Consider the following 23159-nt stretch of genomic DNA (forward strand, 5'->3'; position numbering starts at 1 on the left):
GCAGCCGTGATCGATATCAGCGAATCCGTGATGCAGTTCCTTCTCGCATTGATCGTCGTCGGCCCGCTCATCGGTGCCGTCGCCGCCCTTCTCCCGGCCCCGCCCGGACTGAAGGGGAAATCCCCCGACCAGGCCGTGCTCCGCCATGGTGTGACCGTGACCGGCGTGATCCTCATCGCCGCGATCGTTCTCGCGCTCGGCTTCGACCACGACCAGCCGTCGAAGATGCAGGCGACGACCGACATCAGCTGGATCCCGGCGCTCGACGTGCGTATCCACCTCGGCATCGACGGCATCTCCCTCCCCCTCCTGGTGCTCACGGCGCTGCTGACGTTCCTGTGCGCGCTGTACTCCTACTTCACGATGCGGTCGGGGCCTTCCCCCAAGGCATTCGTCGCCCTGATCCTGGTCCTGGAATCGGGCACACTCGCGACCTTCGCCGTCCTTGACCTCCTCCTCTTCTTCCTCGCGTTCGAGATGGTCCTCATCCCGATGTACTTCCTCATCGCGCGATGGGGCGGGGAACAACGGGCTCAGGCGGCCTGGAAGTTCATCCTCTTCACGCTGCTCGGCTCGGTCGTGATGCTCCTCGGCCTCCTCCTTATCGGCGTTAAGTCGGGCACGTTCGACATGATGGCACTGGCCACTGACAACGGCCGGGGTCTGAGCACGTCCGTGCAGGTCATCGCCGTTCTGGCGATCGGGATCGGGCTCGCTGTGAAGACCCCGATGTGGCCGCTGCACAGCTGGCTGCCGGACGCCCACACCGCCGCCCCGACCGTCGGCTCGGTGCTCCTCGCCGGCGTGCTGCTGAAGATGGGTACGTACGGGTTCGTCCGGATCCTGCTCCCCATCGCGCCCGACGGCATGCGGACCTTCGCCCCGTACCTCGCCGCACTCGCCGTCGTCGGGATCATCTACGGGTCCCTGGCCTGCCTGAACCTGGCGAAGCAGGGCGCGAAGGGCGATCTCAAGCGCCTCATCGCGTACTCCTCCGTCGGCCACATGGGCTTCGTGCTGCTCGGCATCGCGACGATGAGCCCGACCGGCGTGAACGGCGCGCTGTTCGCCAACATCGCGCACGGACTCATCACCGGCCTGCTCTTCTTCCTCGTCGGCGCGCTCAAGGACCGGACCGGCACCAGCGACCTCGACGCCCTTGCCGAGCAGGGCGGCATGGCCCTGTACGGCAAGGCGCCACGCCTCGGCGGCCTCCTCGCCTTCGGCGCCGTCGCCTCGCTCGGCCTGCCGGGCCTGGCCGGGTTCTGGGGCGAGATGCTCGCGCTGTTCGGCGCGTTCAAGCCCGCCGAAGGACTCAGCCGCCCCGCGTTCCTCGTCTTCATGGCGATCGCGGCCCTCGGCACGCTGCTCACCGCCGCGTACATGCTCATCGTGGTCCGCCGCGTCTGCATGGGCCCGCGCCCGGAGGAGACCGTCGCCGTCGCCGACGTACGCGGCTACGAGTTCGCCGCATGGACCCCGCTCGTCGCCCTCACCGTGCTCGCGGGTCTGTGGCCCGCCGCCCTGCTCGGCCTCACGAACCCAGCCGTGCAGAAGCTCCTCGCAGGAGGCCTCCAGTGATCGCCGTCGCCGCGCCCTCCGTGGCGTCCCTCGTCCAGTCCGTCGACTGGGTCGCCATCGCGCCGCCCACGATCGCGGCGGTCGTGGCCCTCGTCGTCCTGGTCGCCGACCTGTTCGTGGAGGAGCGCCGCAAGGCCGTCCTGGGCTGGATCTCCGTCGTGGGCCTGGCCGCCGCGGCCCTCGCGCTGCTGCCGCTGATCGGGGACGAGCGCTCCACGTTCTGCCTCAAGGGCGCGTCGTTCGACGCCTGCAGCTACACGGCCGACCGCTTCACGCTCGTGATCCAGTTCCTGGTCCTGGCCGGCGCCCTGCTCACCGCGCTGCTCTCGATCAGCTCCCTGAAGGACGCCAAGAAGGCGGGCAGGCCGCTTCCCGAAGGGGAGTTCTGGTTCCTCCTGCTGTCCTCGGCCGCGGGCGCGGCCCTGCTGCCCGCCTCCCGCGACCTGGCCACGCTCGTCGTCGCCCTGGAAGTCGCCTCGCTGCCCGCCTTCGCCCTCGTGGGCCTCAAGCAGGGCGACCGGCGCTCCTCCGACGCGGCCCTGAAGTTCTTCCTCTCCTCGGTCACCGCGACCGCCGTCACCCTGCTCGGCGTGAGCTTCGTGTACGCGTCCACGGGCACCCTGCACCTCACCCGGGTCGCCACCGAGCTGACCCACGTGGACGGCCAGCTCCACACCCTGGCGCAGACCGGTGTCGCGCTCACCCTCGTGGGCTTCGCCTTCAAGACGGCCGCCGTGCCGTTCCACTTCTGGGTACCGGACACCTACGTGGGCGCGCCGCTGCCGGTCGCCGCCTACCTGTCGGTCATCGGCAAGGCCGTCGGCTTCTCCGGCCTCATCCTCGTCACGGTCGTCGCGTTCCCCTCGTACGCCGACGTGTGGGGCCCTGCGCTGGCCGCGCTCGCCGCGCTGACCATGACCGTCGGCAACGTCGCCGCCATCCGCCAGCAGGCCACGCGCGCGTACAGCGCCGTCCGCCTGCTCGCCTGGTCCTCCGTCGGGCAGGCCGGCTACCTCCTGGTGCCGATCGCCGCGGCCGCGTACTCCGACGACCCCCAGAAGTCCATCGGCTCCACCCTCGCGTACGCCCTCATGTACGCCGCCGTGAACCTCGGCGCCTTCGCCGTGGCCGCCCTCGTCGCCCGTACAAAGCCGCTGAACCGCATCAGCGACTACCGGGGCCTGTACGCCTCGCACCCGGCCGCCGCGCTCGTCCTGGGCTTCTTCCTGCTGTGCCTTGCGGGGCTGCCGCCCGGCATCATCGGCCTTTTCGCGAAGGTCACGGTGTTCTCCGCGGCCGTCGACGCGGGGCTCGGCTGGCTCGCCGTCGTCATGGCCGTGAACGTCGTGATCGCGCTCTTCTACTACCTCCAGTGGACCGCGACGCTCTTCCGCGCCCCTGAGGGCGAGCCCGCCGTCCATCGCGCGTCCACCCCGCTCACAGCGGCGATCGCCGTCACCGCCGTCGTCGGAGTGGCGCTCTCCGGGGCACCGCAATTGGTCCTGCGTTTTGCCTCGACGGGCCTCTTCTAGGCACCCTCGTACGGCACACACGTGCGGGCCGCTCCCCGGCCCCCCACCAATGACCACAGCCCCACATCAAGGAGACAGGCGTCGTGCTGAGCGGGTTCAAGGACTTCATCCTTCGCGGAAACATCATCACGATGGCCATCGGCCTCGCGGTCGGAACCGCGTTCACGGCTGTGGTCACCGCACTCAGTACGGCGTTCATCGCGCCGCTCATCGGTATCGCCACGCAGTCCACCGGCGACTTCGGCGAGGCACACTTCACGGTCGAGGGCACCGACTTCCCGTACGGCAAGTTCGTCAGCGCGATCATCGCCTTCCTGATCACCGCCGCGGTGCTCTACTTCTGCATCGTCGTCCCGATGATGAAGCTCCAGGCGCGCCTGGACCGCGGCAAGCCCGTCGACATCAAGGCGGCCCTGCGCGACTGCCCGCGCTGCTACACCCAGATCCCCGGCATCGCCACCCGCTGCGCGCACTGCACCAGCGAGATCGAGGCGGACCCCGAGGCCCTGGAACTGGCGGGCCTGCCGCAGCAGCGCTGACCCGGTCGGCCTACAGGCGCACACCGGCCCGTCCCGTGCGGGCAAGGGAACTCGTCCTCCTCGTCTGGCGTTGACCAGTCAGGGAGGGTCCACTGGACGTGGAAACACGTACAGGCTCCAGACCCAGTGGAAGCAGTAGACAAGCAAGCAGTGGGTTCCCCTGCCGCACCATCAGGAGGACGTACCGTGCACCGCCGGCACAACGGGTTGAAGACCGCCGTACTCCTCGGGGGCCTGTCCGCCCTCATTCTCGTCATCGGAAGCTTCTTCGGCCGTACGGGGCTCCTCATCGGGCTCGTCATCGCCCTGGGGACGAACGCGTACGCGTACTGGAACAGCGACAAGCTGGCCCTGCGCGCGATGCGTGCCCGCCCGGTGAGCGAATTCGAGGCGCCCGCGCTGTACCGGATGGTGCGCGAGCTCTCCACGCAGGCGCGTCAGCCCATGCCGCGCCTGTACATCTCTCCCACGGAGGCGCCGAACGCGTTCGCGACGGGCCGCAATCCGCGCAACGCCGCGGTGTGCTGCACCGAGGGAATCCTGCGCATCCTGGACGAGCGCGAGCTCCGTGGTGTCATCGGGCACGAGCTCAGCCACGTCTACAACCGCGACATCCTGATCTCCTCGGTCGCCGGCGCCCTCGCCTCCGTGATCATGTTCCTGGTCAACTTCGCGTGGCTGATCCCGGTCGGCCGCTCGAACGACGACGAGGGACCCGGCATCTTCGGGATGCTCCTGATCATGATCCTGGGACCGCTCGCCGCGTCCCTGATCCAGCTCGCCATCAGCCGCTCCCGCGAGTACGAGGCCGACGCCTCGGGTGCCCAGCTGACCGGCGATCCGCTGGCCCTGGCGAGTGCGCTGCGCAAGCTCGACGCGGGGACGAAGCAGCTGCCCCTGCCGCCCGAGCCGCGCATCGAGACGGCGAGCCACATGATGATCGCGAACCCCTTCCGTCCCGGCCAGGGAATGTCGAAGATGTTCTCCACGCACCCGCCGATGGCGGACCGTATTTCCCGGCTCGAACAGATGGCAGGTCGCCAACAGTGAAGACAATCCTGAACCTCATATGGCTGGTCCTGAGCGGCTTCTGGCTGTTCCTCGGCTACCTTGCGGCCGGGCTTCTGCTGTGCATCACCATCATCGGGATCCCGTTCGGCATCGCCGCCTTCAGGATCGGTGTCTACGCCCTGTGGCCCTTCGGGAAGACGACGGTCGAGCGCAGGGACGCGGGCGCGCCCTCCTGCGTCGGCAACGTCCTGTGGCTGATCCTCGCGGGCTGGTGGCTGGCCCTCGCACACATCGTCACGGGCCTCGCCCTGTGCGTGACGATCATCGGGATCCCGTTCGGCATCGCCAACTTCAAGATGATCCCGGTCTCGTTGCTGCCGCTCGGCCGCGAAATCGTGCCCACGGACCAGCCGTTCGCAGCGCGCTAGGCCGCGCCGCCTCCGCCACCACGCGCGCGTAGCCGCACCGCGTAGGCCAGCGCCCCCAGGGCGACGACAGCCGCCCCCGTCGCCACGGACGACACGGGCAGCGAGCACGCCAGCGCCAGGCACCCCGCGGCCCCGAGGGCCGGCAGCACCCGCGCGCGTACCGCGGAACTCAGCGTCCACGCCGAGGCATTGGCGATCGCGTAGTACACCAGCACGCCGAACGACGAGAACCCGATCGCCCCGCGCACGTCCCCGAGAGCCGCCACGACGGCCACCACGGCCCCCACCGTCAGCTCGGCCCGCCGCGGCACCTGGAAGCGCGGGTGCACGGCCGCCAGGGCGCCCGGCAGATGCCGGTCCCGTGCCATCGCGAGCGTCGTCCGGGACACACCCAGGATCAGCGCCAGCAGCGAACCGAGCGCCGCCACCGCCGCGCCCGCCCGCACCACCGGCACGAGCCCCTCGCCGCCCGCGGCCCGTACGGCGTCCGCCAGCGGCGCCGAGGCCCGCGCGAGCCCGTCCACGCCGAGCACGGCGACGGCGGCGGCGCCCACGGCCGCGTACACGACCAGCGTGATCCCGAGCGCCACGGGGACGGCCCGCGGAATGGTGCGCGCCGGATCCCGCACCTCCTCGCCGAGCGTCGCCACGCGCGCGTACCCGGCGAACGCGAAGAACAGCAGCCCGGCGCCGCTCAGCACGCCGCTCACGCCCTCGGAGAGCCCGGGGGCGAGCCGGGCACCCTCGGCGGCGCCCGAGCCCGCACACGCCGCCACGACGGCCGCCAGGACGGCGAGCACCACCACGACGACGACCCGCGTCAGCCAGGCCGACTTCTGCACCCCGAAGCAGTTCACGGCGGTCAGCGCCACCACGGCCGCGACCGCCACCGCGTGCGCCTGCCCCGGCCACACGTACGTCCCCACGGTCAGCGCCATCGCCGCGCACGAGGCCGACTTGCCGACCACGAACGCCCAGCCCGCCAGATACCCCCAGAAGGGCCCGAGCCGCTCCCGCCCGTACACGTACGTGCCACCGGAAACGGGATACAGGGCCGCGAGCCGCGCCGACGACATCGCGTTGCAGTAGGCCACCACTGCCGCCACCACCAGCGCGTACAGCACGCCTGTACCGGCCGCCCGTGCCGCGGGCCCGAGCGCCGCGAACACGCCCGCCCCGATCATCGATCCGAGCCCGACGACCACGGCGTCACGCACACCCAGTGCCCTACGAAGGGGAGCCTGCGACTGTGTCATGTGCCGCACCCTAGAGGGCTCGTGCAACCACGCGATGCCTACCCGTCGTCCTTCTGGGCAGCAGGTCAGAGCAACGACCGGCAACAAGCAGCACCGAGCAACAAGGCGCCGCAGCACGGCATACAGGCGCCACAGCGCCACAGGCACTACAGGCACGACAGGCGCCACAGGCACTACAGAAGGGCAGAACGCGGCATGGGCATCATCGGCTGGATCATCCTTGGGCTGCTGGCTGGTGCCATCGCCAAGTTCCTGCTGCCGGGCCGGGATCCGGGCGGCTTGATCGGCACCACGCTCATCGGAGTCGCGGGCTCCTTCATCGGCGGCTGGATATCGTCCCGTTGGCTGGACCGCCCCATCTCCACCGACTTCTACGACGGGGCCACGTGGATCGCCGCGATCGGCGGCGCCCTCGTCCTCCTGATCGCCTACCGCATCTTCTTCGGCGACTCGCGCAGTCGCCGCTGAGCTGCAGCCGGCAGCAAGAAGGGGCGGCACCCGTCGGGTGCCGCCCCTTTCCTCTGTCCGCGCAAGGACGCGGTTCTCCTCGTCCTGCCGGTTCTCTACCGGTAGTTCACGAACTGCAGCGCGAAGTCGAAGTCCTTGCCCTTGAGCAACTGCTGGACCGTCTGAAGGTCGTCACGGCTCTTCGAGCTGACGCGCAGCTCGTCGCCCTGCACCTGCGCCTTGACGCCCTTCGGGCCCTCGTCGCGGATCGTCTTCGCGACCTTCTTGGCGTTCTCCTGGGAGATGCCCTCCTCGATGGAGGCGAAGATCTTGTACTCCTTGCCGGAGAGCTGCGGCTCGCCCGCGTCCAGCGACTTCAGCGAGATCCCGCGCTTGACCAGCTTGGTCTGGAAGATGTCGAGGATGGCCTTGACCCGCTCCTCGCCGTTGGCCTCCATCAGAATCTTCTCGCCGGACCAGGAGATGGAGGCGCCCACGTTCTTGAAGTCGTAGCGCTGCGAGATCTCCTTGGCGGCCTGGTTGAGGGCGTTGTCGACCTCCTGCCGCTCGACCTTCGAGACGATGTCGAAACTGGAGTCGGCCATGTCCTGTGGCTCCTTGTATCGGGGGTGGATCGGGTACTGGTCGGGGTCCGACCGGGTTCTGCTCGGGCTGCGCGTCGGGGCAGCCGCACCGTGTGCAAAGCCTAGCCACCGCGGTACGTACGGCCGCCGATCTATCGGGTGGCGAAGCACCCCTGTGCATCAGGTATTGTTTACGTCGTTGCCAGCGAGCACCGCCCACAAGCGGGGCCCGAGGCAGCGAACCCAAGGCGGTGTGCCCGAGCGGCCAAAGGGAGCAGACTGTAAATCTGCCGGCTCAGCCTTCCCAGGTTCGAATCCTGGCGCCGCCACACTTGGGGGAAGCCCCCTCTGAACTGCGGAAACGCAGTGCGGAGGGGGCTTCGTCGTGTTCGGGGGCGGTCTTGCGACCGCACCCGAACACGAGTGACCTACCTCACTCCGGATCCGCGTCGGCGCGTCACTGGATCGTCGGCCCCTCGGCGGCCTGCAGGGTCCCCGCGGGCAGCCGGTCGTTGCCCCAGCTGCGTTCTATGTAGCCGATGATCCGCGTGATGTCCTCGGCCGGCACCCGCTCCGGTTCGCCGTGTTCGAGCGGGTCGGCGTGGAAGATGTAGAGGCGCGAGGCGAACTGGTCGAAGGGGAGCGAGGCCTCGCCGAAGCGCTCGCCGTTGCCCGCGGTGGAGACGACCACGCCGTCGCCCCAGTCCTGGCCGCTGTCGTTGTTCGGGTTGAAGAAGTACACCCGCATGACGTCCTGCGGGTCCGGCGCGGCCCGCAGGATCGTGATCGCGTGCCAGCCGACGTACCGGGCGGCGCTGTCGGTGACGGCGACGCCCGCCGGCTGCGGATGGATCAGCGGCTGCTCGCCGTTGTAGAGCGGGTGGTAGCTGGCGTGGAACTGCCGCAGGAAGTCGTCGAGGTCCACCAGGTTGCCCGTCGCGACGTCGACGTTGATGTGGAACCCGCGGCAGGCCCACCAGCCGTGGAACTCGGGGTTGATCCACCGGTGCGGATCCCCCTGCCGCTCGACGCAGCGCCGCCCCATCTCGGCGTAGATCCGGTCCAGATGGGGGACCACGAGCAGCGACACGGGGTCCAGGTCGATCGGCAGCGTGGTGGCGACGCCGCCCGCACTCTCCTTCGACGAGATCGGCTGCCCTTCGAAGTGCATCAGCACCTCGTCGTCGCGGGCCGCCCACACCACCACTTGCAGCAGGTAGTCCGGGTCGTTGTAGGCCCACATCGACAGCGCGCGGGCCGACTGGCAGGTGGGGTTGTCGCCCTGGCCGACGCCGAGCGGCTGGCCCAGCATCGAGAGCACCCCGGCCACCAGTCGCGCCTGCGGCCCCGGCTCGTCGCCGAAGACCGAGGTCAACCGCTCCAGCGCGACAGGCGAGAGCTCGAGCGACAGCTGGCGCCACAGCGCGGGCACCACCGGAGGCTCGTAGAGGATGCCGCGGTCGAGCAGCAGCGCCAGCCCGTAGACGCTCTGCGCGGTCTGCGGGTGCACGGCCACCTCGATCAGCCGGTGCACCAGCTCGCTGAAGCGCAGCAGGCAGTTGCGGCCGGTGTCGGACAGTCCGAGCGCCTCACCGAGGAGATAGTCGCTCTCGCGCAGCAGGAACCTGAGCAGCTCCGCGTGGTACGGCGAGACCAGGCCGGTGTCGTGCATCGCCCGCGCGAACCCCGTCGCCTCGTACTGCAGGCCGCCGGCGTCCATCGCCTCCAGCCGGGAGCGGAACACCTCGATGCCCGGGTCCTCGCGGCACGCCTCGGTGGTCCCGAACAGGCTGGTGATGAGCCGGTCGACGCCCTGCCCCGACGTCACGCCGAGCGCGACGTCCGGGTCGTTGCGGTGGATCGCGATCCGGGTGATCAGGGCCTGCACCGTCTCGACCTGGATCGGACGCTGGCGCAGGATCCGCCAGATCTCGTCGACCAGGTTGTCCAGGACGCTGTCGTACCCGATCTCGTCGGCGAGGTGACGGAACAGGTCGCGGATGAGCTGCGCGGTCCTGCCCTGCTGGACCCGCTCCGCCTCGGTGGGCGGGGTGAACAGCAGTTCCAGGTTGGTCGCCAGCACGTGGGACAGGAACTGGCGTGCGTCCTCGGCGGGCAGCGTCGGGTGCGCGAAGTCGCCGCGGGCGACGGAGAGCATCCGCAGCTCGCTCGTCGCCTCCATGACGACGGTGTCCGCGTCCCCGCTGTGCAGGCTCGGGCCCACCAGCGAGGGGACGAGGATCTCCGGGGACGCCCAGTCCGTATCCAGAAAAAGCCCGGCTTCCTCAAGGGCCTGCGCCCTGGCCTGGACCGCCGCGGCGCCGCCCGGCTGCATGAGGACCCGCCGCAGGGCTTCCAGGACCCGCCGCAGCTTCGTGTGCTTGCCGAAGTCGCGGGTTTCGGCCATGGCATGGATGGCGTCGTCGAGCGAGGCCACGCGCTTGTCCAGCGTCGTGGCCCCGCCGTTGACGTCGACGGTCGGTTTCAAAGGCTTTCCCTCGGTTTGGCCTTCTGCGTCCACGGATCGTCGGGTGACCGTCAGACGTAGAAGTCGAGCTCTTCCTGCTTCTTCAACAACTCGCGCATTCGGTAGGGGTCTTCACCGAAGAAGTACACCAGGCCCCAGTGGGTTCCGAACGCGGTCCTCTTGGTGACGGTCTCCTCGAGCGGTGTCGAGAGGTCGTGGGACTCGTAGTAGTCGTCGTCCTCGGTCTCCTCCGGGATGTGCAGTTCGCTGACGACGCGCCGGCGCGGGTAGACCCCGAAGCAGCCGGCCACCCCGGACGCGTCGATGACCTCACGCGGGAAGAAGGCGTCGATCTCCTCCTCGGTCGTCTTCGGGTCGAAGGCCAGCACCAGCGCCTGATAGGCATTGAACCCGTAAGCGCGCTCCAGGAGTTCGAACACCTTGAAGCCCGGTGGCCGGTAGGCGACTTCGCCGAAGTACATCTCGCCGTCACTGGTGACGAAATACTCCGGGTGCACGAAGCCGAAATCGATGTCGAACGTCTTGATCAGTTTCTCGATCTGAGCCGTGATCTGTGGGCGGTACCGCTCCAGCTCCGGGGTCGCCGGAACGAACACCGAGTATCCCAGCGTGACGTACTCGGAGATGTTGAGGAATTTGATCTTCCCGTTGTGCACCCACGCCTCGACCGCGAACTCCCAGCCGTCGAGGTGGGATTCCATGAGAACCGGAAATTCCTCTTCCGGAATCATGTCGATCTCGTCCGGGGTCCGGATGACGCGGTGCCCGAGGCACCCTGCCTTGTCGAACGCCTTGAGATGGATCGGGTCGTTCGGGTCGCCGTCCAGCTTGAGCAGGGTCTGGTTGACCCGCTTGAGGAAGCGGATCACATCGTCCCTGTCGTGCGCCTCCTCGAAGATGCCGACCCGGATGCCGCCGAGCTGTGCGCGGCGCTTCATCAGTGCCTTGTCCCGCAGCAGCATGGCCTGACCGTACAGGCGCGGGTTGCCCAGCAGGACGGAATTGATCGCCCCCGCCCATTCGACCGTTTCCTCGTACAGCGGGATCGCGACGTCGACACCCTTCTCCTGAAGAGTCTCGGCGATCTCCAAGGAGCGGTCGTTGAGCCGCTCGAAATTCCATGGAACGTAGGGGATGTTGTGTTCCACGCAGTATTTTTCGGCCCATTCCGGGGCCACGACGACGTATCGCCGGTCGAATCGGTCTAGGGCTTCCACCGCATTGAGACTCCAGCCAAGTAGCGCTACGTAGCCCTTGTCCGGGTTCTTTGTGGCCGGTTCGCCCTGTGTCATAGGCCGTTTCTCCTTCGGCGTGTGCGCTCTTGGACGGCGTGACTGGCACGACCGTGCCCGGCGAGCTGCCGCGCAAGCTGCTCCTTCCCGACCACAGGCACCTCACTCCCGCTCACGGACACCTCGGCGCGGACGCGTGCCGCCGTGCGAACGCCCGTACGGCCTTGTGCGGCGGTGGGGACGCCCATAAGGTGAGCCGCCTTGTGAGCCGGGCGTGTTCGGGTCCGGGGTTCGAGGGGTGGGCAGCGGCAAGAAGAGGCGGGGCGGCATGCGCGTGGAGCTGGTGACCATGCCCTGGCACCCCATCGACCTGCCCTCCCTCCAGGTGGGCCTGCTGCACCAACTGCTGCGCGAGGTCCGACCGGACGACGAGGTGCGCGAGTTCCACGGCTCGCTGCGCTGGGCGGAACTGCTGCTCGAACGCTCCGGCGGTCGCCTCGGCCCCGCCGAGTACGAGGCGATCGGCAGCGACTCGATCTTCCACGGGATCGGCGACTGGGTGTTCTCCGGAGTCCTCTACGACGACGAGGACTGGGGCGCCGCACGGCTGCGGTCGTACGCGGACGAGCGGGGGGTGCGCGCCGACACCATCGACACGGCCTTCGAGATGCGGCGCCACGCCACCGCGTACATCGAGCGCTGCGCGGCCGAGGTGCTGGCGCACGAGCCCGAGGTCGTCGGGTTCACCAGTACGTTCATGCAGAACGTGCCGTCCCTCGCCCTCGCCAGGGAACTCAAGCGCCGCCGCCCGCGGCTGACCGTCGTCTTCGGCGGCAGCAACTGCGAAGGACCCATGGGCCACGCCCTGCACCGCAACCACCCCTACGTGGACCATGTCGTGCGCGGCGAGGGCGAGTACGCCTTCCCGGCCCTCCTCGCCCACCTGGACGCGGGCACGCCCCCCGACGACGTACCGGGGCTGTGCTGGTGGGACGGCGGCGTCTCCCGGGCCAACACCGCATCGCCCCGCACCGTGGCCCCGGCCCACATACCGTCGCCCGATTACGACCAGTGGCAGGCGGAGATCGAGGCATCACCCGTCCTCGAACACGTGTATCCGAAGCTGGTCGTCGAAGGGGCCCGCGGCTGCTGGTGGGGCGAGAAGCACCACTGCACCTTCTGCGGCCTGAACGGCAGCGCCATGGCGTTCCGCGCCAAGCCCGGCGAGCGGCTGTGGAGCGAGATCGAGCGCCTCGTGCGCCGGCACCGCATCCTCGACATCGTCACCGTCGACAACATCATCGACATGGCGTACTTCAAGGACTTCCTGCCGCTCGCCGCCGAGAGCGACTGGGACCTGCGGATCCACTACGAGGTGAAGTCCAACCTCAACCGGGAGCAGATCGCCGGGCTCGCCGCCGCGGGCGTCGTGCTGATCCAGCCCGGCATCGAAAGCCTCAGCAACCGTGTCCTCGACCTGATGGACAAGGGCGTCACCGGGGCCCGCAACATCCGCACCCTGCGCGAGTTCGACAACCACGAGATCACCTGCACCTGGAACTACCTCTACGGGTTCCCCGGCGAGACGGTGCGCGACTACGCGCGCGTGCTCGACCAGATGCCCGCCCTCGTGCACCTCCAGCCGCCGAGCGGCGCCTTCCGCATCCAGTTGGAGCGCTTCAGCCCGCACTTCACCGACCCCGCCCTGGGCTTCGGCAAGCGGCGCCCCGCCGACATGTACCAGCACGTCTACGAGCTGCCCGAGGCCGAACTCGCCGAGCTGGTCTACCTGTTCGACACCGAGGACGCCGGCATCGGCGGCGACACGGAGGACCGGCTGCAGCGGGCCGTGGCCCAATGGCGCGCGCAGCACGCCACGTCGACCCTCGTCATGGAGCAGGCGGGCGAGGACGAGAACACGCTTCTCGTACGGGACCGCCGCGAGGGCTGGCCGCGCCGCACCTACTGGTTCAACGGCTGGGAGGCGGCCGCCCTGCGCATCCTGGAGGAAGGCGCCGGGGAAGCCGCCCTGCACCGCAAACTCGCCGCCGCCGGACACGACATCGCGGCCGAGGAGGTGGGGGAGTGGGTCGCGCAGGCCGTCACGTTCGGCCTGCTGTTCCGCGACGCCGGGACCTATGTGTCGCTGCCCACCCGCACGGCGCCGATCCGCGTCGACCAGACCCCTCAGAACCTCCAGACCCCGCAGACCCCCCAGACCCCGCAGACCCCCCAGACCTCCCAGCCCCCTCAGCCCCCTTCCGGCCCCGAGGCCCCCGCATGACCGCGCCCCCGGGCCGCCCCGCACTCCCCGCCCTCGTCCCGCACCGCGTCATCGGCACCCGCGTCCGCGTGACCGAACCGCTGCCCCTGCACGGCGACGGCCGCGCCACCACTCGGGCCGTCCAGTTCCTGCGCGAGTGCCAGGCGTCGGGGCTGCGCACCCACTGGGAGGCGGACACGGCCGACCGTCATACGTATGACCTCCGCACCCTCCACCATCTCCCGCCCCCGGCCCAACACGCCGACGAACCGGACGAGTTGACCACCTGGCGCGCCGAACACGCCTACGGAATGCTCTACCACCGCCGGGGCCCGGGATTCGTCACCGTCATGGACCGCAGGGAGCGCCCCGCCTCGGCGCGGTTCACGCTCGACCACCCCGACCTGCTCGCCGCCTTCGACACGCTCGGCGACGCCGCACGGCTCGACACGCTCGCCCCCGCGCACCAGGAGGCGGCCCGCCACCTGGCGGACGAAGGGCTCGCGCTGATCGTGGACGGCTGGGCGGTGACGCTGCCCCCGCGCATGCGCCGCTGGCCCGTGCCGTGCATGGGGATCTGACGCCGCGTCGCAGGCGCGGGCCCAGCCGCGGTCACGGCGCAAGAAACCCCCTCAGGGTCCTTCCTGAGGGGGTTTCACCGTGTGCCCGTGACGATCACGACGCAGACTGAACCCATGCCGATGACATCCCGCCGCCGACACTGTCCCGAATGCCGCCGCGAGATCGCGGTCGTGGCGGGCCGCTTCGCCCGTCACGATCCGCCCGGCAACCACGCCGCGGGAGAGCTGATCTCCTGCCCCGGCTCCCGCCGCCCCGCCCAGCTCGGCGCCGTGCAGGACGCGCTGGACGGATACGCAGTCCCGCACGTGCCGGGCCAGCTGCCGCTGTTCTGAGGCGTACGCGCGAGCCGCTCGAAGGAGTACGCGGCTCAGTTGCCCGCTACCGACTTCACCGCCACCGTGACCGGCGTGGAGCCGGAGATCAGCTCCAGCGTCAGCCCCGCCGTGGCCGGCGTGTCCACCAGCTCCGCGAGGACGGCCGCCACGTCGTCGCGCGGCACCGGCCCGCGCCCGGTGGACGCCTCCAGGCGGACGAGCCCGTTGCCCGCGTCGTTCGTCAGCTGACCGGGCCGCAGGATCGTCCAGTCGAGTGCGGTACGGCGCCGTACGTCGTCGTCGGCCGCGCCCTTGGCCCGCAGATACACGTCGAAGACGTCGTCGCCCTGGTGCGCGGCGTCCGCCGCCATCGACGACACCACGATGTAGCGGCGCACCTTGGCCCGCTCCGCGGCGTCCGCGAACAGCACGGCGGCGTCCCGGTCCACGGTGTCCTTGCGGCCGGCGTCGCTGCCCGGACCCGCGCCCGCCGCGAAGACCGCCGCGTCCGCACCCTGCAGATGCGCCGCGACCTCCTCCACGGACGCCGACTCCAGGTCGCACAGAACGGGTTCCGCACCGGCGGACCGCAGGGCGTCACCCTGCTCCGACCTGCGGATGATTCCCGCCACTTCGTCCCCGCGCGCGGAGAGCAAGCGCTCGAGCCGCAGCGCGATCTGACCATGACCCCCAGCGATGACAATGCGCATGTCTTCGACGGTACGCCCGAGACGGACGGTTCACAGTGCAACCAAGCGTGCCCCGGCTCCGCCCACCCGTTCGATCCGCTCGCTCAAGCGATCCGCTCGCTCAAGCGACCCGCTCGCTCAAGCGGGCCCGCCGCCCCCGTACTTGGCAGCCCGCCCCTGCCGCGGCAGATCGAGCGCGACGGCGGCGGCCGAGTCGCAGTACTCCCGCACGGCACTGGTCCGCGCCACGATGCGCCCCCGATGCACGACGATCCGGCTGTACGCGAGGGAGAGCGCGCCCGCGAGCCGGTCGCCCCGCACGGCGAGCAGCTCCGCGGGGAACCCCGCCTCGACGCGCACCTCCGGCAGTCCGAGTGCCGCCCTGGCCGTCGAACTCACCGCTTCGTAGGCGTCCTCCGCGCGCATCCCGTAGCGCGAGGCCAACAAGTAGGCGGCCTCCAGCGGATCGCCGCGCCCCACGGGGTTCGACACGTCGCGCAGCGCCCCACTGCCCGCGGCGACCGGCACCCCGGCCGCCCGCAGCAGCCGCACCGGCGCGACGGCCCGGTCGTCCACGCCCGCGCACCCGCCCTGCGGCAGGCACGTCACCGTCACCCCGGCGGCCGCGAGCCGGTCCGCTGCCGACCGCGCCGCCTCCTCGGGCAGCCGGGAGAGCCCGCCCAGCGGTCCGACGGTGACGCCCGTGCGCAGCCCGCCGACCGCCGCCGCGAGCCGCCCGAGCCGCGCCGCGTCGGCCCCGTCCGTGTGCAGGTCGACCGGGCATCCGTGCTCGGCCGCGACCCCGAGCACCGCCTCCACGTACCCCGTCGGATCGGGGTCCAGGTCCGGGCAGCCGCCCACTACGGAGGCGCCCATCTTCACGGCGTCCCGCAGCATGGCGAGCCCGTCGGCCCCGGCGAGCCCGGTCAGCAGCCGGGGCATCGCCACCGTGCGCAGATCCGCGAGCCCCACCAGCGAACGCCGCGCCTGGAGGACCGCCTCCATCGAAGCGAGTCCCTCCATGTCGCCGATGCGCACATGGGAGCGCAGCGCGGTGGCCCCGTGGCCGAGCTGCAGCAGGGAGCTCTCGGTGGCCCGGCGCTGGACCTCCTCCGGGTCGTACGGGACCGGGCCCTCGCCGTCGGCCGACAGGGCCGTGTCGCCGTGCGCGTGCGCCTCGACGGGGGCCGGGAGCAGCAGGCAGCCGGTGAGGTCGATGCGCGTGCCGTGCGCGGTGAGGCTGCCGGCCGTGCCGACCGCCTCGATGCGTCCGCCGTCGAGCCGCACGTCCACGGCCCTGCCGTCGGTGAGCCGGGCGCCGCTCAGCAGCAGTCCGGAGCCCTCGGGCAGTCCGGGGGACGGTGGCTGCTGGGACGGGCTGTGGGGCATCGCGCTCCTGAGGGCTCGGCGGGGACGCGGATCGCGTGGGGGCGGACCGCCCGCAGGCGGATCACGCGGAACAAGATCACGCAGGGTGGGTCGAGCCTAGGACCGTGACAGGGGCGCTTCGAGGACCGCCGAAATAGTCGTACTGATGGGGTCCGAGAGGCGTACGGGCCTGTCGTGAGAAGGCCGCATCGTTCCCGGCGGACAGGGGCGCGAAACGGATTTGGGCGATCGGCGCGCGACCGTGTAATGTCTTCATCGCTCGCCCCAATAGCTCAGTCGGTAGAGCGTCTCCATGGTAAGGAGAAGGTCTGCGGTTCGATTCCGCATTGGGGCTCTGGTGCAGACGTCGTTCGCGTCGCTTGCATCACAGCGGTGTAGCTCAGTCGGTAGAGCAAGCGGCTCATAATCGCTGTGTCACCGGTTCAAGTCCGGTCACCGCTACTGACAGTAGCCGATTGTGGGGTCGGTCCTTCGATCGGCTACTCTTCTATGTGTTAAACCTTTTGTCCCATCCGTTCGTCAAGGAGCACTCACGTGGCTGCCACCGACGTCCGCCCGAAGATCACGCTGGCCTGCGTGGAGTGCAAGGAGCGGAACTACATCACCAAGAAGAACCGGCGTAACAACCCGGACCGTCTTGAGATGAAGAAGCACTGCCCGCGTTGCAACGCGCACACCGCGCACCGCGAAACGCGATAAATCAGGCTCGTACACGAGGCCGTCCCCATTAGGGGGCGGCCTCGTGTCGTTGCGTAGATCAGGCAGATCGAGAACACATCCAGGAGGTACCGAGCCATGGCGCTCGACCAGTCCTTCGTCGGGCGGAGCTATCCGCCCACCACCTCGTACGAGGTCGGCCGGGAAAAGATCCGTGAGTTCGCGGAGGCCGTCGGGGACTCGAATCCCGCGTACGTCGACCGCGCCGCCGCCGTGACGCTCGGTCACCCCGATGTGATCGCCCCGCCGACTTTTGTGTTTGCCATCACGTTCAAGGCGGCCGGTGAGGTGATCCACGACCCGGAGCTGGGGCTCGACTACAGCCGCGTCGTGCACGGCGACCAGAAGTTCGCCTACACGCGTCCGGTGCGGGCCGGCGACCGGCTGACCGTGACCTCGACCATCGAGGGCATCAAGTCGCTCGCGGGCAACGACATCATCGACGTGCGGGGCGAGGTGCACGACGAGGCCGGTGAGCACGTCGTGACCGCCTGGACCAAGCTCGTCTCGCGCGCCGCTGAGGAGGCCTGATCGCCATGGCGACGACCATCAAGTACGCCGACGTCGAGGTCGGCACCGAGCTGCCCGCGCAGACCTTTCCCGTGACGCGCGCCACGCTCGTGCAGTACGCGGGCGCCTCCGGTGACTTCAACCCGATCCACTGGAACGAGAAGTTCGCGGTCGAGGTCGGTCTGCCGGACGTGATCGCGCACGGCATGTTCACGATGGCCGAGGCGGTCCGCGTCGTCACCGACTGGGCCGGCGACCCGGCGGCCGTCATCGAGTACGGCGTGCGCTTCACCAAGCCGGTCGTCGTGCCGAACGACGACAAGGGTGCCGAGATCGAGGTCAGCGCCAAGGTCGCGGCCAAGCTCGACGACAACCGCGTACGGGTCGACCTGACCGCCACGAGCGCGGGCCAGAAGGTGCTCGGGATGTCGCGGGCGGTCGTTCAGCTCGTCTGATCGACGTCTACGTAGACGCGGGTCCAGTCGCAGGTAACGCAGGTAAGGGGTGCTCTCCATGGGGGAGTGCCCCTTACGTGATTCCGGGCCGCCGCAGCGGGGTTGACGTAGATAGTGATTGGCCACTAACTTCAGCGCATGGTCAGGATGAGTGCGGAGGAGCGGCGCGAGAGCGTCATCCGCGCGGCGATCACGGAGTTCGCCCGCGGCGGCTACAACGGCACGTCCACCGAGGCGATCGCCAAGCGTGTGGGCGTCTCGCAGCCGTATCTCTTCCGGCTCTTCCCGGGCAAGCAGGCCATCTTCCTCGCGGCCGCCGAGCGCTGCTGCCAGGACATCACCGAGCTGTTCCGGCAGGCGTCCGTGGGCGTCGAGGGGAAGGAAGCGGAGCACTGCCTGGGGGACGCGTACGTCGCGCTCATCACCGAGGACCCCGAGAAGCTGCTCATGCAGATGCAGATCTATGTCGCCGTGGCCGCCGCCGAGGCGGCGGGGGACCGGGAGTTCGGTGAGTCGCTGCGGGCGGCGTGGACGGAGATGTACGACGTGGCCAATCTGGCCATGGGTGCGGACACGGGCGTGACGCGGCAGTTCCTCGCCGAGGGAATGCTGATCAATGTCCTGGTCTCGATGGGCTTCCGGCCCGACCACCGTGTCTGGGCCGGCTTCGGTGAGGAGCCGAAGTCCGAGTGAGCGTGCGTGTGCTGCGCGGGTGCTTTTGTGCCCGCAAAAGTTAGTCATCAATAACTAACCAAAGGATCACTGGGGGAAGCGATGTCACAGCAGAAGGCGGCACCACCGCTACGGGAAGCCCTCTGGGCCCTCCTCATCACCAGCGTCGCCGGATTCATGGCGGCCCTCGACAACCTCGTCGTCACCACGGCCCTGCCGTCCATCCGCCAGGACCTCGGCGGCGCCCTCGACGACCTGGAGTGGACGGTCAGCGCCTACACGCTCACCTTCGCCGTCCTGCTGATGTTCGGTGCGGCGCTCGGCGACCGGTTCGGACGCAGGCGGCTCTTCCTGGTCGGCCTCACGGTCTTCACCGGGGCCTCCGCGGCCGCGGCCATGGCCTCCGGCATCGACGCCCTGATCGCCGCCCGCGCGGTGCAGGGCGTCGGCGCCGCGATCATGATGCCGCTCACCCTGACCCTGCTCACCGCGGCCGTCCCGGCGGCCAAGCGCGGCATGGCGTACGGGATCTGGGGCGCGGTCAACGGGCTCGCGGTCGCCGCCGGGCCGCTCATCGGCGGCAGCCTCACCGAGCACGTCTCGTGGCACTGGATCTTCTGGCTGAACGTTCCGCTGGGCCTCGCCCTGCTGCCGCTCGCCCGGCTCCGCCTGAAGGAGTCGTACGGCCCCGGCGCCCGGCTCGACGTCGTGGGCACCCTGCTCGCCAGCGGCGGTCTGTTCGGCATCGTGTACGGACTGGTGCGCGCGCCCGTCGTCGGGTGGACCGACACACTCGTCCTGACCGGCCTGTTCGCGGGCACGGCGCTGCTCGCCGGGTTTGTGCGGCACGGAATCCGCAACGAGAACTCCATGCTGCCCATGCGGCTCTTCCGCTCCCGCGCCTTCGCCGGGATCAACGCCGCGAGCCTGCTGGTGTTCCTCGGGATGTTCGGCTCGATCTTCCTGCTCAGCCAGTTCCTGCAAGGCGTACTCGGCTATTCGCCGACCGAGGCGGGCCTGCGGATGCTGCCCTGGACCGGCATGCCGATGCTCGTCGCGCCGATCGCCGGGATCCTCTCGGACCGCATCGGCGGCCGGCCCGTCGTCGCGGCGGGGCTGTTCCTCCAGGCTCTCGGACTCGGCTGGTTCGCCGCCGTGGTCGCCGCCGACGTCTCGTACGCCGCCCAGCTGCCCGCCCTGATCGTCAGCGGCGTCGGCATGGCCCTCTACTTCGCCCCGGCCGCCAACCTGGTCATGTCCAGCGTCCTGCCGCACGAGCAGGGCATCGCCTCCGGTGCCAACAACGCGCTGCGGGAGGTCGGCGGGGCGCTCGGCGTCGCGGTCATGTCATCGGTCTTCTCGGCGCAGGGCGGCTACGACACCGCACAGCACTTCGTGAACGGGATCGAGCCCGCCCTGTGGGTGGGCGCCGCGACGGTCGCCGTGGCCGGTGTCGCCGCCCTGTTCATCCCGCGGGCCGTCCGCACCGCACCCGTAGTGCGCGACGCCGAGCCCGAGCCCGTCCTGGAAAGTGCCTGACCGCTGAAGCCCATCCGGGAGGAACGCCGTGCCGACCCTGCCCTGGACCACCCCGAACACCCCGCCCGCGCGCGTGGAGGCCCATGTCTTCGCCTCCCGCTTCGAGACCCGCACCCTGTGGGGCGCCCTGAAGTTCTTCTTCCGTACGCCCGTCATCTGGCGCCAGGTGGGCCGGGCACCGGGCGCCTACGGGGCGACCCTCAAGGCGGCGCCCCTGCGCCGCACCTTCTGGACCCTGTCCGTCTGGGAGTCGCCCAAGGCCCTGCGTGACTTCGCGGTCACCGCGCCGCACTCGTCGATCTCCGCGGGCCTGCGCGGGCAGATGAAGGACTCGACCTTCCTCACCTGGGAGGCGTCGACCGACGAGCTGCCGCTCCGCTGGGAGGACGTGCTGCGGCGCTTCCAGTGAGCCCGGCCACGGCAACAACGGCCCCGTCCGAGCGGCGGGGCCGTTCTCGTACCCTTGAGCGCGTGCAGGAACTCCACGAAGCCCCTCTCGCCCCCCTGACCACCTTCCGGCTCGGCGGGCCCGCCGCCCGGCTGCTCACCGCGACCACCGACGCCGAGGTGGTCGACGCGGTGCGCGAGGCAGACGCCGCCGGTACGCCGCTGCTGATCGTCGGCGGCGGCAGCAACCTCGTCATCGGCGACAAGGGCTTCGCCGGCACCGCCCTGCGCATCGCCACCAAGGGCTTCGAACTTGATGGCACGACGCTGGAGTTGGCGGCCGGCGAGGTCTGGACGGACGCCGTCGCGCGCACCGTCGAGGCCGGGCTCGCGGGCATCGAGTGCCTCGCCGGGATCCCCGGCTCCGCGGGCGCGACGCCGATCCAGAACGTGGGGGCGTACGGCCAGGAGGTCTCCTCCACGATCACCGAGGTGATCGCCTACGACCGCACGACCGGCGAGACCGTGACGATCCCGAACGCCGAGTGCGCCTTCTCGTACCGGCACAGCCGCTTCAAGGCCGAACCCGACCGCTACGTAGTGCTGCGCGTGCGGTTCGAGCTGGAGGACGCCGGCGGCCTCAGCGCGCCTCTGAAGTACCCCGAGACCGCGCGCGCCCTCGGCGTCGAGGCGGGCGACCGGGTACCGGCCGCCCTCGCGCGCGAGACCGTCCTGAAGCTGCGCGGCGGCAAGGGCATGGTGCTCGACCCGGAGGACCACGACACCTGGTCGGCGGGCTCGTTCTTCACCAACCCGATCCTTGACGACGAGCAGTTCGCGGCCTTCCACGCGCGCGTGGTCGAGCGCCTGGGGCCGGACGCGAAGGCGCCCGCGTTCCCCGCGGGGGAGGGGCTCACCAAGACCTCCGCGGCCTGGCTCATCGACAAGGCGGGCTTCACCAAGGGCTACGGGTCGGGCCCCGCCCGCATCTCCACCAAGCACACGCTCGCCCTGACCAACCGCGGCGAGGCCACCACGGAAGACCTGCTCGCGCTCGCCCGCGAGGTCGTCGCCGGAGTCAGGGACGCTTTCGGGGTGACGCTGGTCAACGAGCCGGTGACGGTCGGCGTCAGCCTCTGAGCCGCGCGGGGAGCGGCCTAGTAGGCGACCCCGACCCCCTGCTTCACCGTCGCCGGGTCCTCCACCGCCGCCAGCATCGCGTGCGCCACGTCCGCGCGGCCGAGGAAGCGCCCCGCGCGCGGGAAGCTGCCCACGACCGTGCGGTACGCGCCGGTGAGTGGCTTGTCCTGGAGGCGGGGCGGCCGCACCGAGGTCCAGTCCGTCGCGCTGCGCGCCAACTCGGCCTCCATGGCGGTCAGGTCGACGTAGACGTCCTTCAGGACCGCGCCGACGATCCTGCGCGCGACGCGGTCGGAGAGCGGTGAGTGCTCCGGCAGCGGGCCCACCGGCGCCGCGCTGACCACCACCAGCCTGCGCACGCCCTCCGCGTCCATCGCCTTCAGGACCGAGCGCGTCAGCTCCGTGGCGACCCCGGCGTCCGCGCGCCTGCGGGCGCCCAGACCGGACAGCACGGCGTCCCGGCTCGCGACCGCCGGACGCAGCGACTCGGGGTCCTTCAGATCGGCGCGCACCACCTCCAGGCGCTCGCCGGTCACCGAGAGCCGCGCGGGGTCGCGGACCACCGCGGTGACCTCGTGTCCGGCCGCCAGGGCCTGCCCGACGAGCTCCTGGCCGACCCCGCCCGTGGCACCGAAAACCGTGAGCTTCATGCCGCACCTCCAGGTGTGGATCACGCGGTGGGTGAGTATTCACTCACCTTTCCTCACCTTTAGAGTGAGTGAGTACTCACCCCCGCGTCAAGCCTGGTTGGAGCCCGCATGGACCAGAAGCCGGCCCGTGTCCGCATCGTCGACGCGGCCCACGAACTCATGCTGAGCATCGGTCTCGCCCGCACGACCACCAAGGAGATCGCCAAGGCGGCGGGCTGCTCCGAAGCGGCGCTCTACAAGTACTTCGCCAACAAGGAGGAGCTCTTCGTGACGGTGCTGGGCGAGCGCCTCCCGAAGCTCGGCTCCCTGCTCGGGCGGCTTCTGACAGAGGGCGCAGGGGACCCCGGCCGCACGGTCGAGCAGAACCTCACGGAGATCGCCCACCAGGCGGCGCTCTTCTATGAGCAGACGTTTCCGATGGCCGCGTCCCTGTACGCGGAGCCCAAGCTCAAGCGCCGCCACGAAGAGGTGCTGCGCGAACTGGGCACAGGGCCGCACAAGCCGATCCAGGGACTCGACGCCTACTTGCGGGCCGAGCAGAAGGCGGGCCGCATCAGCGCCGAGGCCGACACCTACGCGGCCGCCTCGCTCCTGCTGGGCGCGTGCGCCCAGCGCGCCTTCGCCTACGAGATGTCCCCGGACGGCAGGCCGCCCCAGCCGACGGACGAGTTCGCGGCCCACATCGCGCGCACGCTGCTGGGCGGGATCGCCTGAGCCGCGGCCCCGCCGACCGGGCGGCGGGGCAGGCGGAGCG

The 23159-nt window shown here is 70.2% G+C and carries 24 protein-coding genes and 3 tRNA genes; 20 read left to right on the forward strand and 7 right to left on the reverse strand.

What is annotated here, in order from left to right; genetic code table 11:
* The first annotated feature begins 6 nt into the window (after positions 1-6).
* The 5 genes from ACY34M_RS07955 to ACY34M_RS07975 all read left to right on the forward strand — a co-directional run bounded on the left by ACY34M_RS07955 (position 7) and on the right by ACY34M_RS07975 (position 5091).
* A complete protein-coding gene (locus ACY34M_RS07955; RefSeq protein ID WP_462716283.1) occupies positions 7-1581 on the forward strand; it encodes a complex I subunit 4 family protein in 1575 nt (524 codons plus the stop codon).
* Positions 1578-3113, forward strand: a complete 1536-nt coding sequence (locus ACY34M_RS07960) for an NADH-quinone oxidoreductase subunit N (protein ID WP_462716282.1) — start codon at positions 1578-1580, stop codon at positions 3111-3113. The genes ACY34M_RS07955 and ACY34M_RS07960 overlap by 4 nt, the downstream gene beginning before the upstream one ends.
* An 83-nt stretch (positions 3114-3196) precedes the next feature.
* Positions 3197-3652 (forward strand): large conductance mechanosensitive channel protein MscL, encoded by a 456-nt coding sequence (locus ACY34M_RS07965; protein WP_425830677.1) that lies wholly within the window; start codon positions 3197-3199, stop codon positions 3650-3652.
* A 186-nt stretch (positions 3653-3838) separates the two neighbouring features.
* A complete protein-coding gene (gene htpX, locus ACY34M_RS07970) occupies positions 3839-4702 on the forward strand; it encodes a zinc metalloprotease HtpX (RefSeq protein ID WP_462716281.1) in 864 nt (287 codons plus the stop codon).
* On the forward strand, positions 4699-5091 hold the full coding sequence (locus ACY34M_RS07975) for a YccF domain-containing protein (RefSeq protein ID WP_462716280.1): 393 nt from the start codon (positions 4699-4701) through the stop codon (positions 5089-5091). The genes htpX and ACY34M_RS07975 overlap by 4 nt, the downstream gene beginning before the upstream one ends.
* On the opposite strand, the gene ACY34M_RS07980 is transcribed toward ACY34M_RS07975, so the two are convergent.
* Positions 5088-6347, reverse strand: a complete 1260-nt coding sequence (locus tag ACY34M_RS07980) for an APC family permease (RefSeq protein ID WP_462716279.1) — start codon at positions 6345-6347, stop codon at positions 5088-5090. The genes ACY34M_RS07975 and ACY34M_RS07980 overlap by 4 nt on opposite strands.
* 195 nt (positions 6348-6542) lie before the next feature.
* Here ACY34M_RS07980 and ACY34M_RS07985 point away from each other — a divergent pair, with 195 nt between their 5' ends.
* Positions 6543-6815 carry a GlsB/YeaQ/YmgE family stress response membrane protein gene (locus tag ACY34M_RS07985; RefSeq protein WP_327666150.1) on the forward strand — a complete coding sequence of 91 codons (273 nt, stop codon included), beginning with the start codon at positions 6543-6545 and terminating at the stop codon, positions 6813-6815.
* Between the two features lie 95 nt (positions 6816-6910).
* Here the strand turns inward: ACY34M_RS07985 and ACY34M_RS07990 are convergent, their stop codons facing one another.
* Complete coding sequence (locus ACY34M_RS07990) at positions 6911-7399, reverse strand: YajQ family cyclic di-GMP-binding protein (RefSeq protein WP_462716278.1); 489 nt, start codon at positions 7397-7399, stop codon at positions 6911-6913.
* Between the two features lie 226 nt (positions 7400-7625).
* On the opposite strand from ACY34M_RS07990, the gene ACY34M_RS07995 reads away from it, so the two are divergent.
* Positions 7626-7707 (forward strand) — tRNA-Tyr (locus ACY34M_RS07995).
* Between the two features lie 128 nt (positions 7708-7835).
* Here the strand turns inward: ACY34M_RS07995 and ACY34M_RS08000 are convergent.
* Positions 7836-9866, reverse strand: coding sequence for a hypothetical protein (locus ACY34M_RS08000; RefSeq protein ID WP_462716277.1), 2031 nt, complete (start codon positions 9864-9866; stop codon positions 7836-7838).
* A gap of 50 nt (positions 9867-9916) precedes the next feature.
* Positions 9917-11158: an ATP-grasp domain-containing protein gene (locus tag ACY34M_RS08005; protein WP_462716276.1), complete on the reverse strand. Its 1242-nt coding sequence runs from the start codon at positions 11156-11158 to the stop codon at positions 9917-9919.
* Between the two features lie 268 nt (positions 11159-11426).
* Here ACY34M_RS08005 and ACY34M_RS08010 point away from each other — a divergent pair, with 268 nt between their 5' ends.
* The 3 genes from ACY34M_RS08010 (at position 11427) to ACY34M_RS08020 (ending at position 14275) form a co-directional block, all read left to right on the forward strand.
* On the forward strand, positions 11427-13382 hold the full coding sequence (locus ACY34M_RS08010; RefSeq protein WP_462716275.1) for a RiPP maturation radical SAM C-methyltransferase: 1956 nt from the start codon (positions 11427-11429) through the stop codon (positions 13380-13382).
* On the forward strand, positions 13379-13942 hold the full coding sequence (locus ACY34M_RS08015) for a DUF5825 family protein (protein WP_462716274.1): 564 nt from the start codon (positions 13379-13381) through the stop codon (positions 13940-13942). The genes ACY34M_RS08010 and ACY34M_RS08015 overlap by 4 nt, the downstream gene beginning before the upstream one ends.
* A 120-nt stretch (positions 13943-14062) precedes the next feature.
* Positions 14063-14275: a hypothetical protein gene (locus ACY34M_RS08020; RefSeq protein ID WP_462716607.1), complete on the forward strand. Its 213-nt coding sequence runs from the start codon at positions 14063-14065 to the stop codon at positions 14273-14275.
* Between the two features lie 35 nt (positions 14276-14310).
* Here the strand turns inward: ACY34M_RS08020 and ACY34M_RS08025 are convergent, their stop codons facing one another.
* Together ACY34M_RS08025 and ACY34M_RS08030 are read right to left on the reverse strand one after the other, a co-directional pair.
* Positions 14311-14967, reverse strand: coding sequence for an SDR family oxidoreductase (locus ACY34M_RS08025; protein WP_462716273.1), 657 nt, complete (start codon positions 14965-14967; stop codon positions 14311-14313).
* A gap of 117 nt (positions 14968-15084) precedes the next feature.
* Positions 15085-16335: an amidohydrolase family protein gene (locus ACY34M_RS08030; protein ID WP_462716272.1), complete on the reverse strand. Its 1251-nt coding sequence runs from the start codon at positions 16333-16335 to the stop codon at positions 15085-15087.
* Between the two features lie 261 nt (positions 16336-16596).
* Between ACY34M_RS08030 and ACY34M_RS08035 the strand changes: the two genes are divergently transcribed.
* From ACY34M_RS08035 to ACY34M_RS08075, 9 genes are all read left to right on the forward strand, one after another.
* Positions 16597-16669: transfer RNA gene (locus ACY34M_RS08035), tRNA-Thr, on the forward strand.
* Positions 16670-16703: 34 nt separating this feature from the next.
* Positions 16704-16776, forward strand: a tRNA-Met gene (locus ACY34M_RS08040).
* A gap of 93 nt (positions 16777-16869) precedes the next feature.
* Positions 16870-17034, forward strand: a complete 165-nt coding sequence (rpmG, locus tag ACY34M_RS08045; RefSeq protein WP_003948671.1) for a 50S ribosomal protein L33 — start codon at positions 16870-16872, stop codon at positions 17032-17034.
* 96 nt (positions 17035-17130) lie between these two features.
* The gene (locus tag ACY34M_RS08050) at positions 17131-17583 is read left to right on the forward strand and encodes an FAS1-like dehydratase domain-containing protein (RefSeq protein WP_462716271.1); all 453 of its coding nucleotides are present in this window, start codon (positions 17131-17133) and stop codon (positions 17581-17583) included.
* 5 nt (positions 17584-17588) lie between these two features.
* Positions 17589-18017, forward strand: coding sequence for a MaoC family dehydratase (locus tag ACY34M_RS08055; protein WP_462716270.1), 429 nt, complete (start codon positions 17589-17591; stop codon positions 18015-18017).
* Between the two features lie 138 nt (positions 18018-18155).
* Positions 18156-18710 (forward strand): TetR/AcrR family transcriptional regulator, encoded by a 555-nt coding sequence (locus ACY34M_RS08060; RefSeq protein WP_462716269.1) that lies wholly within the window; start codon positions 18156-18158, stop codon positions 18708-18710.
* Between the two features lie 81 nt (positions 18711-18791).
* Positions 18792-20228, forward strand: a complete 1437-nt coding sequence (locus ACY34M_RS08065; protein WP_462716268.1) for a DHA2 family efflux MFS transporter permease subunit — start codon at positions 18792-18794, stop codon at positions 20226-20228.
* A 28-nt stretch (positions 20229-20256) separates the two neighbouring features.
* Complete coding sequence (locus ACY34M_RS08070) at positions 20257-20637, forward strand: DUF3291 domain-containing protein (protein ID WP_462716267.1); 381 nt, start codon at positions 20257-20259, stop codon at positions 20635-20637.
* A gap of 62 nt (positions 20638-20699) precedes the next feature.
* Entirely contained in the window at positions 20700-21755 is a 1056-nt protein-coding gene (locus ACY34M_RS08075; RefSeq protein WP_462716266.1) for a UDP-N-acetylmuramate dehydrogenase, read from the forward strand.
* A gap of 17 nt (positions 21756-21772) precedes the next feature.
* On the opposite strand, the gene ACY34M_RS08080 is transcribed toward ACY34M_RS08075, so the two are convergent.
* Positions 21773-22405 (reverse strand): NAD(P)-dependent oxidoreductase, encoded by a 633-nt coding sequence (locus ACY34M_RS08080; protein ID WP_462716265.1) that lies wholly within the window; start codon positions 22403-22405, stop codon positions 21773-21775.
* Positions 22406-22513: 108 nt separating this feature from the next.
* Between ACY34M_RS08080 and ACY34M_RS08085 the strand changes: the two genes are divergently transcribed.
* Positions 22514-23119, forward strand: a complete 606-nt coding sequence (locus tag ACY34M_RS08085; RefSeq protein WP_462716264.1) for a TetR/AcrR family transcriptional regulator — start codon at positions 22514-22516, stop codon at positions 23117-23119.
* Positions 23120-23159: the final 40 nt, after the last annotated feature.

This window comes from Streptomyces sp. EDA2-14 (genome assembly GCF_054963755.1).